Source organism: Argonema galeatum A003/A1 (assembly GCF_023333595.1).
Taxonomy (GTDB): Bacteria; Cyanobacteriota; Cyanobacteriia; order Cyanobacteriales; family Aerosakkonemataceae; genus Argonema; species Argonema galeatum.
In genome coordinates this window covers 46,726-61,967 of record NZ_JAIQZM010000037.1, presented here as the reverse complement: position 1 = coordinate 61,967, position 15,242 = coordinate 46,726, and the positions used below count along the sequence as shown (strand labels likewise).

Genomic DNA, 15,242 nt, shown 5'->3' with positions numbered 1-15,242 from the left:
GGTCAGTTGTCAGTGGTCAGTTGTCAGTGGTCAGTTGTCAGTGGTCAGTTGTCAGTTGTCAGTTGTCAGTGGTCAGTTGTCAGTTGTCAGTTGTCAGTTGTCATTAGACCTCTCCAGAAATTAAAGGTGCTTTACCTGTAACCCTCGTAGAGACGTTGCATGCAACGTCTCTACATTCTTTTTTGGAGAGGTCTATTGGTCATTCTCTCCCCCACTCCCCTCTTTCCCTAGCCCCTAGCCCTTAATCTCTTCTTTACTTTTGACTTTTGACTTTTGACTTTTCTAGCTTTCGGGTTTTGGTTGGCATTCTTTGGGTAACTCAACGAAGACGCGATCGCTCTCTTTTAATCCATCCAGAACCTGAGTTTGGTCTTCGATCGTTGGCCCGATCGTCACAGCGCGAAACTCGCATTTTTTCGACTCACCCGGTACTTTCACACCAGTCTGTCCCTTTTCGGTGACGATCGCCACTGTTGGCACCATTAAGGCACCTTTCACCTCGTTGCCCAAAAACGTCATATCCACGTTCATGCCAGAACGCAACTCGTCAAGTCCGGTATCAAGAGCGACACGCACCTGGAAAGATGTGACGTTTTGATCGAGTACAGCTTCCGGCGCAATCAGGCGCACGCGACCCTTAAACACCGTATCTGAATAGGCGTCTGCCACAATCTCAACAGGCTGTTCCTTTTTAATTTGTCCGATATCCACTTCCGGGACTTTCGCCAGAACTTCCAAACCTTTTGCGATCGCGACAATAGAAGTGGAAGTCGCCGAAGCGGTATTTGAACCCGACGTAGTAGGTGTCACGAAAGCGCCCACATTGGCATATTTCTGCGTTACAACCCCATCTAAGGGAGCCCGAATAATGGTATCTTCCAGCTGGACTTGAACCTGTTGCAACCGACCCTGAGCTTCTCTAACACTTGCTTCTGCTTGGGCGATATCCTCCACGCGGGAGCCATTCTGCATCAGCTGTAAGGCTTGTTGCGCTTCTCTGACAGTCGCTTCTCGCTGGGCAATTTCCTCACTGCGAGAACCATTCTGCATCAGCTGTAATGCTTGTTGTGTTTCTCTGACAGCTGCTTCTCGCTGGGTAATTTCCTCACTGCGGGTGCCCTTCTGCATCAGCTGTAATGCTTGTCTGGCTTCTCTAACAGCTGCTTCTCGCTGGGTAATTTCCTCACTGCGGGTGCCCTTCTGCATCAGCTGTAATGCTTGCCGCGCTTCTGCCACAGCTGCTTGCCGCTGGTTAATTTCCGCTGGAGAAGTGCCATTCTCGACTTGCGCCAAACGACGTTTGGCTTCATCCAGCGTTGCTGTAGTCGTGCGGTAGTCTGTTAGGACTTCATCGAGGCGATCGCGAGTAATTGCTCCCTGTTTTTGCAAGCTTTGATAGCGATTAACCCGTTCCCGCGCCAAGTCCAGCCGTGCTTGAGCTGATTCTACTTGAGCTTTGGCTGCTGCAATCTGTTGCGGATTAGCACTTTGCACTGACGCCAGCTGGGCTTCGACTTGGGCTAGACGAGATCTGGCTTGTGCAATCTCTTCGGGACGACTCCCCGCACGGGCAGCGGCTAGTTGGGCTTCACTTTGGGCTAGACGAGATCTGGCTTGTGCAATCTCTTCGGGACGACTCCCCGCACGGGCGGCTGCTAGCTGGGCTTGGGCTTGGGCTAGACGCGCTCTGGCTTGTGCAATCTCTTCGGGACGACTCCCCGCACGGGCGGCTGCTAGCTGGGCTTCAGATTGGCTCAGACGCGCTCTGGTTTGTGCAATCTCTTCTGGGCGATTTCCCGCACGCACTTTGGCAAAGTTAGCTTTGGCTTGCTCCAATTTAGCTTTGGCTTGCACTATCTGAGCCTGGATATCATCGTCATCCATGCGAGCGACAATTTGGCCTTGCTTTACTTTGTCTCCCTGTTCTACGCGCAACTCGGCTAAACGTCCAGTAGTTTTAGGACTGAGGTTAACGGTCTGAATTGGCACCACCGAACCGCTGGCGGTAATGCGGAGAGTGAGGTTTTTTGATTCTACGGGTACGGTCAGATCGGCAATGTCTGACTGTTTTGGTGTTGCCCGATTTAGATATAAGTATGTGCTACCGGAGGCAGTTAAAAGCGTCACAGCTATTAAACCCATCACCCAGGGCGGGGGCTGGTCAACTTTTTTGCCAATCAATGGAATTTGCATATTCGTAGTTTTGCAACTAAGGTTAAAGACCGGCCTGCCGCCAGTGGGGTTTAAAACAGGTTCACCCGATCGCCAGAAGCCGTCTAGTCTCCGATTAGAAAATATATGCGCGAGCCTGAATAAACTTGCCTACTGGTATACCAGATGCTTCATCTTTCTTAATACTAGCGATGTGGGGACGATCGAGGTATCCCCAGTTGGGTAAGTAGTTGGCATCATTGGTAAAGTACAGGACTTACGCACTAACCTAAGGTTTTGCCCCCCTAGCCCCCCAGATTTGGGGGGCTAGGGGGGCGAAAAGCGTAAGTCCTGAAGTAGTTCTACAATCTTCAATCCAAAAGAAAAATGCTCAATCAGGACTGGGCCCTTCGCACCCAGTACTCCAGAAAGCTTGCGATCAGCTAAACTTGTCCGCCACGATAGAATGCAGTATGGTTGAAGTAAATTTAAGATATCTTCTGGACTTAGAGGCTATACTGTGCCTACCAATCGCAAACCCTGGTTTTATTTTCTGCTTATATTCGGTATGTTGAGTGCGGCTGGGCCAGTTTCTGGACAGGCACTCGTACCGCACACGCTGCAACTCGATTCTGCTCAACTAGAGCAGCAGGGCGTGAGTCTGGCACAAGAAGCGGCTCAATTGGCACAATTCCAACAATATGACGTAGCTTTGTCGCGAGCAAGGCTGGCAACGCAGCTGGCCCCTAAAAATTATCAAGCCTGGTTCCTGTTAGGAGGCTTGTATTTGCAAACGAATGAAGCAGACAAAGGAATTGCAGCCCTACAACGGGCGAGAACGCTCAAACCGGATGAACCTGCGATTTTGTTTGCTATGGGTTCAGCCTATTTTCAACAACAGAAGTACCAACAAGCGATCGCTTCTTTGCAGGAAGGCTTAAAGCTCAAACCCAATTCCCCAGAGGCTTTATTCGATTTGGGCAATGCCTATTACCGCTTAAAGAAGTTTCCAGATGCGATCGCCCAGTACGAAAAAGCAGTGGCGACTGATGGCAAATTCTGGCCCGCGATTAACAACGTCGGACTGATAAAATACGAACAGGGTGATGTGGAAGGAGCCATTAAAAAGTGGCAAGCAGCCTTAGCTATTGAAAAGGATGCCGCCGAACCGACATTAGCCATAGCAGCCGCACTTTATGCTAAAGGCGATCGGGAACAAGGCTTAGCAATGGGAGAAGCAGCTATCCGCAAGGACGATCGCTACGCGGATGTAGAGTTTTTAAAGGATAATCTTTGGGGCGATCGTCTTCTAAAAGACACGCAAAAACTTTTAGAAACCCCCAGAATTAAAGCAACTCTAGCTCAAACTCAAAGTCAACCCGATCGAACTGAATCCTCACCGTAGATTCAAACTAAAAAGGGGCAAGGGAGGAGAATTTCAGATTTCAGATTTAAAATAGAAAAAAATTCAATAATTTTATATTTGCAATCTGAAATTTTAAATCTTCCCTTTTCACCAGTCCCTTTTTAATTAACTTGCTTTCAGTTGTGAGCGATCGCTCTGCCGGATAGGAATATCAATCAAAAATTCTGCTCCCTCTCCCGGTTTAGAGAAACACTGCATCTGTCCACCGTGCTTTTCCACAATAATCTGATGACTGATAGCCAATCCCAAACCAGTGCCTTCGCCCACTGGCTTAGTCGTAAAGAATTGTTGAAATAGTTGCGCTTTTACGCTGTCGCTCATCCCCAGCCCATTATCTTTTATACTTATTTTCACCCGATCGCTATTCAGTACAGAGGTACGAATCCAAATGCAAGGTGAGGGGTGCTGAAGTGTCGTTTCTCTGTTCTGTTCCTGAACGGCATCAATGGCATTGTTCAACAGATTCATAAACACTTGATTGAGTTGTCCGGCATAACATTCTACAAAGGGCAAATCACCATATTCCTTGATAACTTGAATACCGGGACGCTCTGCCTTTGGCTTGAGACGATTCTGCAAAATAATAAGAGTACTGTCAATACCCTCGTGAATGTTGACAGGTTTCATTTCGGCTTGATCGACCCGCGAGAAATTCCGCAATGTTAAAACAATCTGACGGATGCGTTCAGATCCCATTTTCATTGAGTCCAGAATTTTGGGCATATCCTCAATGACAAATTCGAGGTCAACTTCCTTAATAAAAGCTTCAATATCCGGGTCTGAGTCGAGATAGCGCTGCCGATAAAGGTTAATTAAAGCAACTAAATCGTCAGTATAGTTGCTGACGTGACTGAGGTTGCCATAAATGAAGTTAACCGGGTTATTAATTTCGTGGGCGACACTGGCAACTAGCTGACCTAGACTAGACATTTTTTCAGTTTGAATCAGCTGAGCTTGAGTTTGTCGCAAATCTTGGAGGGCAAGTTCCAGTTGCATCGCTTTCTGGAGCCACCTCGCTTCGGATTGCCGCAACTCTTCTTCTTTTTCTTGTCGCAAGCGGAGGTTTTCTTTTAACTGTTCTACATGGTACAGCGTTTTGTTGATAGTAATTTCTAAATCCTTAAAATCTATCGGCTTGGTCAAAAAGTCAAAAGCCCCGCAGTTCATCGCCTTTCTGATATTTCCCATGTCGCCATAGGCGGACATAACCACTGTTTGGATAAGCGGATTTATATGATTAACTTTATCTAGCAAAGTTAGACCATCCATAACTGGCATATTAATGTCAGTAAGCACCATGTCTATATCCGGGTAATCTCGCAGCTTTTCCAGCGCTTCCACGCCATTACTGGCAAAAACAAGCCGGAATTCTTCCGTGCGGAGTTTTTTTCTAAATTTTTGGCAAACTAAGGATTCTAAATCTGGTTCATCATCCACAATAAGTATTTTAGCTGGCATAGTTTCCTCCCTGATTTGAAGAATTCATCCTAAGCTATTTCATACACACTTTTATCGCTTATTTCATTATTGCTCAAAGGGTTGATTTTCAGCTTACGGCTATAGAAGGATATTACTTATTTTAAGCCAATTGATTAAAGCAGGTCGAGTTCAGCCTTAGTTTGTCTGATGGGAATTTCAATCCAGAACTCCGCTCCCTGCCCCTCCTCTGAAAAACACTTCAATGCCCCCCCATGCTTCTCCTGTACAATTTGGTAGCTGATATAGAGACCCAAACCAGTACCCTCACCTACAGGCTTAGTAGTAAAAAATGGTTCAAAAATACGGTCTTTCACATCTGCGGTCATTCCCAGCCCATTGTCCCGAATTTGAATGACGACACGGGAGTTTTCCTCTAGCAGAAAAGTGCGAATAGTAATGGCGAGCGGGCAAGCGCGGATGTCATCTAGTGACCGTTGTTTGTTGCACTCATTCAAAGCATCAATCGCATTATAAAGGATGTTGATAAACACCTGGTTGAGTTCTCCAGCATAGCATTCGACTAAAGGCAGAGTGCTGTACTCCTCTATCACTTGAATCTCTGGACGCGCTGCCATTGTTTGAAGTTGATTATGCAAAATCATCAGGCTGCTTTTAATCCCCTCGTGAATGTCAACAGACTTTATGTTAGCTTCATCTAACCTTGAGAAGTTACGCAAAGATAAAACAATCTTCTGAATCCGGTCAACACCCCCTTTCATTGAAGCCAGAATTTGGGGTAAATCTGCTATCATAAATTCCAAATCTATGGCTTCGATTTCAGTTTTAATCTCAGAAGTGGGAGGAGTGTACTGCTGCTGATAGAGATGCAGCAGGTGCAGTAGGTTTTTGATATAATCACTGACGTGGCTGATATTGCCGTAGATAAAGTTGACGGGGTTGTTGATTTCATGGGCAATCCCCGCAACCACTTGACCCAAAGAAGACATTTTTGCGGTCTGAATAAGTTGAGCTTGGGTCTTTTTTAGGTCTTGCATACAGTTCTGTAAATGCTGAGATTCTTCTCTAGCGCAAGCTTCTGACTCCCGCAAGCGCTGGTTTTCTTTTAAGTTTTGTACGTCGCGCAGCGTTTTGTAGATGGTAATTTCTAGATCATGAAAATCTATCGGTTTGGTTAGAAAGTCAAAGGCACCGAAGTTCATTGCATTTCTTATATTTTTCATGTCGCTATAGGCTGATATAACGACTATTTTGAGTTGGAGGTCTATCTGATTAAGTTGAGAGAGTAAAGTCAGACCATCCATTTCAGGCATATTAAGGTCAGTCACTATCATATCTAGATCCGGGTGCTCTTTGAATTTTTCCAGCGCTTTTACGCCATTATTAGCAAAAAAAAGCTGCCATTCTTCCGTGCGGATCTTTTTTCTAAATTTCTGGGAAATTAGAGATTCTAAATCTGGTTCATCATCTACAAACAGTATTTTTGCTGACATATTAATTATAAATTTACTCCAAATTGATTATTTTATTTTTGAGAACGTCAAAATTAACAGGCTTAGTAATATAGTCATCAGCTCCGTAAGCTATTGCTGTTTGGTAATTTTTCTCATCTCCATAAGCGGTGATCATAAAAACTTTTAAATCGGTAAACTTTTCTTTTAGAATTTTGAGCAGTTCTAGCCCATTCATACCTGGCATATTAATATCAGACAAAATTAAGACAATAGAGGCTTCATCATCGTTTTCTAAGTATTCTAATGCAGTCTCTGCTGACAGGGCAAAATGAAATTCAATTTGCCCTGCTTTGATTTCTTTCCTAAATTTCTGCTTGAACAGTGACTGGATATCTTCCTCATCGTCTACTACCATTACTTTCATTTTTTTAACTCCTTAACTTTGGCTACTTTTTTGGGCAAGATGATTATAAACTCTGTGTAATCTCCTACTTCTGTTTCGACTTTTAGTTCTCCTCGATGTTGCTGGACAATAACATCCTGACTGATAGAAAGACCTAGACCAGTACCTTCGGCTGGTGGCTTTGTAGTAAAAAAGGGATTAAAAATTTTATCGAGTACCTCTGGTTTTATCCCTTGGCCATTATCGCGAATGCGGATTTCAATCGCGTCACCAAGATTTCGAGTTCTCACGTCAAGCACCGGTGAAAATTCTTCTCCCATTTCTTGTTTCTTTTTATAGGCTGCATAGCAAGCATTGCTAATAATGTTAAGAAAAACCCGACCGATGTCTTGTGGCACGACATCTATTTCGCCTATGTCATTGTCGTAGTCGGTTTCTATGGTAATGTTAAAAGCAGCTTCCTTGGCTCGCATACCGTGATAGGCTAGATTGATATATTCTGCCAATAAACTATTGATATCTGTGGCTTCCCACTGGCCACTTTGTCCCCTGGAATGCAAAAGCATATTACCAACGATTTTATCGGCTCTTTGACCGTGTTGAGTGATTTTTTTTAGGTTGGCTTTGAGATCGGTTAATAACTCGGCAATATCCTCACTGGTTGCCGGATCTAAACGGTCTGCTTGATGTTCAATTTTTTCAAACAGTTCTTCGGTTAATTCAGCAGAAAGTTCTGAGAAATTGTTGACAAAGTTTAAGGGGTTTCTGATTTCGTGGGCAATCCCTGCTGTTAAACTGCCCAGAGAAGCTAGTTTTTCTTGGACAACAATCTGATTTTGCATAGCCTTGAGATTTTCTTCTATCTGCTGGCGCTCTTCAATTTCATTCTGCAATTGCTGCACAGTATGGGTAAGTTCAGATGTACGATTCTCAACTTTGATTTCTAGTTCCTCATTAGCTTTTTGTAGAGATTCTTGGGCTTGCTTGCGATCGCTAATGTCGCGCAGAATTACCACATATTCTTGCATACCTTGATTTGAAAGCGAAGCATTTTGAGAGAATCGGTCGGAGATGGCAACTTCGAGGATACGCGAGTCGCGATCGGGTTGGTTAAGAGTTTGTTCGCTGCGGCTGGGCCACTGATCGGGCCCAAAAGCCAATCCGGGAAGTAGTTTGTTCAGGGGATGCCCTATGAGCCCAGTGGTGTCGATTCCGAAAACGCTTTCAGCAGCGGGATTAGTCTGACGAATCACTCCAGTTTCATCCAGCACCACGATCGCATCTAGGGCAATGGTAAAGAGTTGTTCTGCTCCTTCTCGTGCTTCGTTCATGGAGACGACCTGGGGTAAACTCGTCCAGGTGGCAACGCCCACCCCGACAAAGCCTACGGTCATCACCAGAACAATCAAGAGATTATTAGCAGCATCGCCTGGAAGTCCGTCTAACGTGGCTCTAATCACCCAGGCGATCGCGGCAGTGCTACAGATCAAAAAGATCAGGATGCCTACCTGAAGCGCCACAAAATCCTTGCTTATCCTGTAGGACTGCCCCCGATAAAGCTTAATCCACCACGCAGGATGGAAGGGGGGAAATGCAATGTGACGGATCGCAGCATCCACTGCCAAAATAGCGATCGGCAAAAGCAGTCCGATTAGCAGGTCTTGCCAGTTCCAAGCCAAGCCCCCAACAATCAGGACAAAAGTTTCCACCAGGAAAAAGCCTCCAGACCACCAAGGCCATAGCACTTCTGGCCTATCCCGACGCAGCCATAGCGCCAAATGGGCTATTGTAAAGGCGCTCATCCCAGCACTAGCGGCCACCATTATTAAACGCGCGGTATCTCCCCAAGCTAGACAGATGAGACTGAGCAAGAACGTCAGCAACAGGGCAGGGCCGAGCACACCGCGTGGGGAGACAACACCGAATACTGGCGATATGTGTCCGTCCAAGGCAAGTTGGTACAAAACGCGGGGAGTGTTAGAAACCGCTGTGGCGGAACTTAGGAGGCAGCCTGCGACGATCAAAAGTGTCACCAGAAATGAGGCCCACGGCCCCCAGAAGATTTTAGCTGCGGATAATAGGTTTAAGAAGGTGTCGTCTTTTAAGCCCGGTTCTGTTGCCAAGCGCATCAGTACCCAGGAACCGGCTAGATAGGGAATAGGAATCAGCCAAGCCACAAAGCTCAGAAACCGCAAAGTCTCCCCAGGTCGTTGGCTATCAGCGACAAATGAGGCAGCAGTTTCACAGGAGTAAGCAGCGTACACGGCGAAAAAGGACCATTTGGCCCATTCAACCAAGGAAAAGCTAGGCCAACTGTCGGGAAAAAAGCCGGGGCTATCTGGGGATAGTAATAACCAGCCGATGCCTTGAGTGCAAAAAACTAAGAGGAATCCGGTAGCGGGTAGAACGAAACATAAATGCAGGATACTCAAGGCGCGGGTGCCACTAAACGCCACAATAAAGGCGAGTACCGTAAACCCAATTTTGAGGAGTATCTCAGGACATGAAATCCCTAATGGTTTCAGGTTGGCTTGGATCAGGGCTGTGAGGATCAGGGCGTTGAGCGTTGGCACCGATAACCAACTAAAAAAGTATCCAATCGCCCCATACCTACCCAACCAGGGATACTTGTTCAGCAGCCGCGCCGTATAGTTGGGCGTTCCTCCTGACATTTCTGGCCACTTTCGGCCCAAGCTTTGCATCTGAAAGTTAATCAGCATCCCCACAATTGTTGCTGGCAACCAGACGAAGATAGCTTGAGGCCCAAGAGCGGCGTGTATGGCGGGTGCAGCGCTAATCCATATCAGAGGACCCGTAAGGCCGAACCCCCAAGTTTCCAGGGTCGTTAGGGTTGGCTGGAGGCGCATGAGCGATCGTTTATTGTGTTCCCTACCGAGGGAAGGCTCAGACTGTCCTGTGGGGTAGCCGTTCCCCGGCTCGTGTCGGATTTCTAGGGTCATTAACTTTACCTACCATCTTGTGTGAAACGCAATTTCTGCCTTGTTTGACGGCAAAGACGACTTCAACATCTCTCGCTTGGGTGCTTACCTGTTGTTTTTATCCAGCTGCTGCTACCTCGGATGGCAGCGTCAAATTTAATGTTATTGTTTAAAATTCCCATTTGATATTTTCTTTGTCACAGTTAAGTTCCTAATTTTTAGTTTTTAACAGTTTCTTTAAATATTTCTGAGAACTTTAATCGAATTTTTAGCAATTTAGCGAAAATTGCGGGACAATCGACAGTTGTTCTTCTTGACACTCCCACCCCTAAAGGCGGTGGGATTCTTGGTTCATTGAGCGACCTTGCTTAAGGACTGTTTCCAGATCCAAGTAGAGGGTCTTCTCTCCCCAAGCGTTAATTTCGGTATGCCCTACCGTATTTGTTATATACCCCATCAGTTTCAGAGCTTTCATCAGAATGTTAATGGCAGCATTTTCGTCCCTGTCTAAAATACACCCACATTTACAAATATGGGTACGGACTGATAGGGTTTTCTTCACTATTGCGCCACAATTTGAACATTCTTGGGATGTGTAGTGAGGTGAAACCGCTACAACTACCTTACCAAACTTTAAGGCATAGTATTGTAACCACTCCTTGAATATCCCCCAAGATACATCACTGATTGATTTAGCTAAACTGTGATTTTTTACCATGTTTTTAATCTTCAAGTCTTCGTAAGCCACAAAATCATTAGATTTCATTACGCACCTTGCCAATTTCACCGCAAAGTCTTTACGCTGGCGGGAGACTTTTAGATGTTTTCTACCTAATTGGTTAATCGCTTTCTTTTTATTCTTGGAGCCTTTTACCTTCTTATAAACTCGACACTGAAGATATTTTAATCTTTTCTCTGACTTTCTAAGGTGACGAGGATTTTCCGCCTTTTCACCGTTGCTATCGGTGTAGAAATGAGCTAATCCCATATCTATACCGATGCACTTTCCCGTGGGCTGATCCTCTTCAGTTGCTAGGTTTGAGCTAATCACAAACTGACAGTAATAGCCATCAGCACGCTTGATTAATCTAACTCGCTGAATCTCGGTTTTTTGGTAGAAGTGTAAATCGCGAGTACCGACAAACTTGAGCTTGCCAATCTTGTTCTTGTCGGTGAAAGTGATGAACTTTTTATCTTCAGATAGTGACCATCCAGACTTATTGTATTCTACAGAACGTTGATGTTTCTTGAATCTGGGGAATCCTTTTTTTCCTGCTATTTTATTTTTGCAGTTCTCAAAGAATCTAGTAATTCCTGACCAACACCGCTCCGCAGAAGCTTGTCTAGCTGTCGAGTTGAGTTGATCTGCAAAAGGGAATTCTTTGGCCAACCTCGCAGTATACTTATTTAAGTCGTATCCATTCACCATACGATTATCCATCCAGTATCTTAAACACTTATTTCGGATGAATTGAGAGGTGCGGATAGCTTCATCTACTGCTTGATATTGCCTAGTAGTCCCCAGACATTTAAACTCGTAAACAAACATGATTTATCGACCTGCTAATCATGGGTGTTATAGTAACACTAATTTCATAAAACGCAAGGGTTTCGCTTTTAATCTTGACGGCACCATTAGGTGCTGGCCGCGCTAAAACCCACCGCCTAAAGGCGGTGGGTTTTAGCGCGGGAGATCGTTATAATATAGCAACCGCTCTCATCGGTTAGGGCATTCTTAATTCCACCAAACCCTTGATAATAAACTTTTCTTACCCTAGTCCCTAGTCCCTAGTCCCTAGTCCCTAGCTATAATTTACGTTCATCTTCACGACCCTCTTTTCTAATCTCCCACTTGTCCCCTCTCGTCTGTCTTCCGCTGCGGGCTTGCTACCGCCACCTAAATATAGTACATATGTACTCAAGAGGAGTTTGGAGCGATCGAAACCCTCAGTTGGTGTCTGATTTTGGCTAAAAATAGAATCCAGAGCCTTGGAGTCACAGCTCTGTTCCAGAATCTTGAGGAGTAAAATCCTTGCATCTTTACATCAAGTGCATCCAAAATCGGAAAAGGCGACTAATTACACTGGCTCAGGAAGCCTGGTAGCAACGACTCCAAGACAAAACAAAAATGGTAATCACAGAGTGCTGCAACCGAGACAGGCTCCTGAAGACAGCAAATGGGATGTATCTATGTTTTTAATCTTTTGGCAGCAGTGCCATAATCTGATCCACGAACTGTTGGTGATCGACCACTGGCTTAGAAATGTAGCCATCGGCACCACTTTGCTTGAGAAAGTTTTCGCGATCGCCCTCCATCGCGTGAGCCGTGACCAGGATAATGGGAAGATTGGCAGTTTGGGGGTCAGACTTGAGCATCTGCGCGATCTTGATGCCGTCTACCGCCTTACCCTGGTAGACGCTGTGTTGCAGGGAAACATCCATCAAAATAATGTCTGCTTTACCAGACTGGGCAATTTGCATCACCTCTTCCACATCTTCAGTTCCCTTGACCGCCAAACCGCCTCGCTTGGTCAGAATTTTCGAGAAAACGCGCAAATTAATCGGGTCGTCTTCCACAATCAGAACGGTTCTCATAACTTTTTCCTGTTCGCTTGATTCAGAATAAGGCAGTCTAGGCTCCTGCCGTTTGATACTACTGTGAAAATGGAAGAAGGGGCTAGGGGCTAGGGGCTAGGGGCTAGGGACGGTTGAAAGTTATAAGTTATTAACTTATTCTTCCCCCTTCCCTCTTCTCTCTTCCCTGTTCCCCCTAGCCTCTTCCCCCTAGCCCCTAGCCCCTCTTCCCCTAGCCCCTAATTTTTTTGCACTCATAAGTAAGGAATCCGGACTCATGGCAAAACAACTGAACCTTCTCTCAACAGGACAGGTCATTACCACTGCCCTGCATACGGAGATGCAACGGTCATATCTTGAATATGCCATGAGTGTCATAGTTGGGAGGGCATTACCCGATGTTCGCGATGGCTTAAAGCCCGTTCACCGCCGCATATTGTATGCGATGCACGAATTAGGGCTGGTGCCAGACCGCCCCTACCGCAAGTGTGCCCGCGTGGTCGGGGATGTCCTGGGGAAATATCACCCCCACGGCGACCAGGCGGTTTATGACGCTCTAGTGCGGATGGTGCAGGATTTTTCCTGTCGATATCCCTTACTCGGCGGTCACGGCAATTTTGGTTCGGTAGATAACGACCCACCGGCAGCGATGCGTTACACGGAAACGCGCCTCGCGCCCATTGGCCACGAGGCGTTGCTGAGCGAAATTGGGGAGGCTACGGTTGACTTTACCCCCAATTTTGATAATTCTCAAGCCGAACCAGTTGTATTGCCCGCTCAGCTGCCAATTTTATTACTCAACGGTTGCGCTGGGATTGCTGTGGGAATGGCAACGAATGTACCGCCGCACAACTTGGGGGAAGTGGTGGATGGTTTGATTGCCCTCATTGATAATCCTGATTTGCCAGAAGATAAGTTGCTAGATTTGATTCCGGGGCCTGATTTCCCCACTGGCGGCGAAATCGTGGGAAGGGAGGGAATTCGAGAAGCTTATACCACCAGCAAGGGCAGTATTGCTGTGCGGGGAGTTGTTAAGATTGAGGAAATCAGCCGTCGATCATCTTCTAAATCGAAGGTTCAAAACCGGACGGCGATCGTAATTACAGAGTTGCCTTTCCAGGTAAATAAGGCGGGCTGGATTGAAAAGATCGCTGAATTGGTCAATCATGGAAAAATTGAAGGGATTGCGGATATCCGGGATGAGAGCGATCGCGAAGGGATGCGCGTAGTAATTGAAATCAAACGAGATGCCAACCACAAAGAGGTTTTAGACCATCTCTACAAGCAAACTGCTCTGTGCAGTAACTTCGGGGCGAATATGCTAGCGCTGGTGGATGGACAGCCGCGCCAGCTGACTCTGAGGCAGTTATTGCAGGAGTTCTTGCGCTTCCGAGAAGAAACTCTCACTAGGCAATATAACTACGAACGATCGCAAGCTCAGAAACGCCTGCACTTGGTGGAAGGGTTGATGGGGGCGCTGGAGCAGTTGGATGCGGTGATTGAAGTTCTCAGGAATGCGCCAGATGGGAGTACGGCAAAACTAACGTTCCAGAGTCAGTTTAATTTTAGCTCTAGCCAATCTGATGCTATTTTGGCAATGCCGCTGCGACGTCTGACTGGTTTGGAAAGACAGCAGTTGCAGACAGAGTTTGACGAATTGACAAATCGGATTAGTCAGCTGGAGAGGTTGTTGAGCGATCGCAGCGAGTTCCTCAAAACTCTCAAAAAGGATTTGCGATCGCTTAAACGCAAGTACGGCGATCCCCGTCGCACTCGGATTAAAGCTAGTCCTGGAACACCAGCAGAGCGGGAGAGCGGGAGAGCGGGAGAGCGGGAGAGCGGGAGAGCGGGAGAGCGGGAGAAGAAAGAAAAATCTAAGACTCAGAAGGCAGAAACGCAACAACCCTCACTTTTCACCTCTCCACCTCCAGAAGAGGCGATCGTAGAATTTACCCATAAAGGCTATGTGCGACGGTTGTCAAAAAATGGCAATAAATCTGCATCTTTGAAACCAAATGATGACTTTGTTGTCAAGACTCAGACAACTACCACTGAAACAGATTTGGTGGTAGTAACTAGCAGTGGCAAAGCCTACCCAGTTAAAATTGGCGACATTCCGCCGACATCTGGCGCAAGTAAGGGAACGCCTCTCGTTACCTTGTTACCGGGAGCTAAGGAAACTCCAGAAACGCTGGCAACCCACTTTATGTTACCTGACGCTTTGGAGAAAGGCAGTTTGGTGCTATTCACCCAGCAGGGACGGATCAAGCGTTTGGCACTTTTAGAATTTGCCAACTTAACTCGTCGCGGTGTGACGCTCATGAAGCTAAAGGATGATGACCAATTATTGTACGCTCATCTCATCGCTGCTAAGGAAGAAGTGATTTTGGCGACTAGCGGCGGACGCCTATTGCGACTCCAGGTAAATGATGACCAATTGCCGATGATGGGACGGACGGCTCAAGGGCTGCAAGCATTGCGGCTGCGACGTTCCGAGCTGGTGGTTGGCGCTTGTACGACTTTGCCAAATCAGAGCCTCTTACTGGTTTCTCAATTGGGGTATGTCAAACGTCTGCCGGTGAGCGCTATGCCACTATCTCAACTTGGTAATATTGGCACTCAGGCGCTTCAGTTTACGAGCAAGTCGGACGCTTTGGCTGCGATGGTAGTGGCTGCGCCGAAAGCTGAAGCGATTGTGGTGACGAATACGCAGCGGGTGGTGAGAATAGCTGCGGATGGGATGAAGTTCTGGGGTAAAGATGGAACGGGCGATCGTATCGTTCAGCTAAAACCAGAAGAAAAAGTCATCAACGTAGTCATTGCCTAATTTCAAATTTTAGATTTTAGATTGTAATTAA

General features: G+C 46.4%; 9 protein-coding genes. 2 read left to right on the top strand and 7 right to left on the bottom strand.

Annotation, left to right across the window (positions count from 1 at the left end; translation table 11 throughout):
* Window positions 1–282 precede the first annotated feature (282 nt).
* Complete coding sequence (locus LAY41_RS26540) at window positions 283–2,193, bottom strand: HlyD family efflux transporter periplasmic adaptor subunit (protein WP_249104679.1); 1,911 nt, start codon at window positions 2,191–2,193, stop codon at window positions 283–285.
* 478 nt (window positions 2,194–2,671) lie between these two features.
* On the opposite strand from LAY41_RS26540, the gene LAY41_RS26535 reads away from it, so the two are divergent.
* Window positions 2,672–3,556 carry a tetratricopeptide repeat protein gene (locus LAY41_RS26535; protein ID WP_420840353.1) on the top strand — a complete coding sequence of 295 codons (885 nt, stop codon included), beginning with the start codon at window positions 2,672–2,674 and terminating at the stop codon, window positions 3,554–3,556.
* A 126-nt stretch (window positions 3,557–3,682) separates the two neighbouring features.
* Here LAY41_RS26535 and LAY41_RS26530 read toward each other — a convergent pair whose 3' ends face one another.
* The 6 genes from LAY41_RS26530 to LAY41_RS26505 form a co-directional block, all read right to left on the bottom strand.
* Window positions 3,683–5,035, bottom strand: a complete 1,353-nt coding sequence (locus LAY41_RS26530) for a hybrid sensor histidine kinase/response regulator (RefSeq protein ID WP_249104676.1) — start codon at window positions 5,033–5,035, stop codon at window positions 3,683–3,685.
* A 134-nt stretch (window positions 5,036–5,169) separates the two neighbouring features.
* Window positions 5,170–6,507 (bottom strand): hybrid sensor histidine kinase/response regulator, encoded by a 1,338-nt coding sequence (locus LAY41_RS26525; protein WP_249104674.1) that lies wholly within the window; start codon window positions 6,505–6,507, stop codon window positions 5,170–5,172.
* A 13-nt stretch (window positions 6,508–6,520) separates the two neighbouring features.
* A complete protein-coding gene (locus LAY41_RS26520) occupies window positions 6,521–6,892 on the bottom strand; it encodes a response regulator (protein WP_249104672.1) in 372 nt (123 codons plus the stop codon).
* On the bottom strand, window positions 6,889–9,831 hold the full coding sequence (locus LAY41_RS26515) for an ATP-binding protein (RefSeq protein ID WP_249104670.1): 2,943 nt from the start codon (window positions 9,829–9,831) through the stop codon (window positions 6,889–6,891). The genes LAY41_RS26520 and LAY41_RS26515 overlap by 4 nt, the downstream gene beginning before the upstream one ends.
* A gap of 307 nt (window positions 9,832–10,138) precedes the next feature.
* A complete protein-coding gene (locus LAY41_RS26510; RefSeq protein ID WP_249104668.1) occupies window positions 10,139–11,359 on the bottom strand; it encodes an RNA-guided endonuclease InsQ/TnpB family protein in 1,221 nt (406 codons plus the stop codon).
* A 647-nt stretch (window positions 11,360–12,006) separates the two neighbouring features.
* Window positions 12,007–12,405 (bottom strand): response regulator, encoded by a 399-nt coding sequence (locus tag LAY41_RS26505; RefSeq protein ID WP_249104667.1) that lies wholly within the window; start codon window positions 12,403–12,405, stop codon window positions 12,007–12,009.
* Between the two features lie 256 nt (window positions 12,406–12,661).
* Here LAY41_RS26505 and LAY41_RS26500 point away from each other — a divergent pair, with 256 nt between their 5' ends.
* On the top strand, window positions 12,662–15,211 hold the full coding sequence (locus LAY41_RS26500) for a DNA gyrase/topoisomerase IV subunit A (RefSeq protein ID WP_249104665.1): 2,550 nt from the start codon (window positions 12,662–12,664) through the stop codon (window positions 15,209–15,211).
* Window positions 15,212–15,242: the final 31 nt, after the last annotated feature.

What these genes read in the sequence shown, in the direction of transcription:
- LAY41_RS26510 (WP_249104668.1), bottom strand. Translation starts at nt 11,359, where the DNA reads ATGTTTGTTTACGAGTTTAAATGTCTGGGGACTACTAGGCAATATCAA.
- LAY41_RS26505 (WP_249104667.1), bottom strand. Translation starts at nt 12,405, where the DNA reads ATGAGAACCGTTCTGATTGTGGAAGACGACCCGATTAATTTGCGCGTT.
- LAY41_RS26540 (WP_249104679.1), bottom strand. Translation starts at nt 2,193, where the DNA reads ATGCAAATTCCATTGATTGGCAAAAAAGTTGACCAGCCCCCGCCCTGG.
- LAY41_RS26525 (WP_249104674.1), bottom strand. Translation starts at nt 6,507, where the DNA reads ATGTCAGCAAAAATACTGTTTGTAGATGATGAACCAGATTTAGAATCT.
- LAY41_RS26500 (WP_249104665.1), top strand. Translation starts at nt 12,662, where the DNA reads ATGGCAAAACAACTGAACCTTCTCTCAACAGGACAGGTCATTACCACT.
- LAY41_RS26515 (WP_249104670.1), bottom strand. Translation starts at nt 9,831, where the DNA reads ATGACCCTAGAAATCCGACACGAGCCGGGGAACGGCTACCCCACAGGA.
- LAY41_RS26530 (WP_249104676.1), bottom strand. Translation starts at nt 5,035, where the DNA reads ATGCCAGCTAAAATACTTATTGTGGATGATGAACCAGATTTAGAATCC.
- LAY41_RS26520 (WP_249104672.1), bottom strand. Translation starts at nt 6,892, where the DNA reads ATGAAAGTAATGGTAGTAGACGATGAGGAAGATATCCAGTCACTGTTC.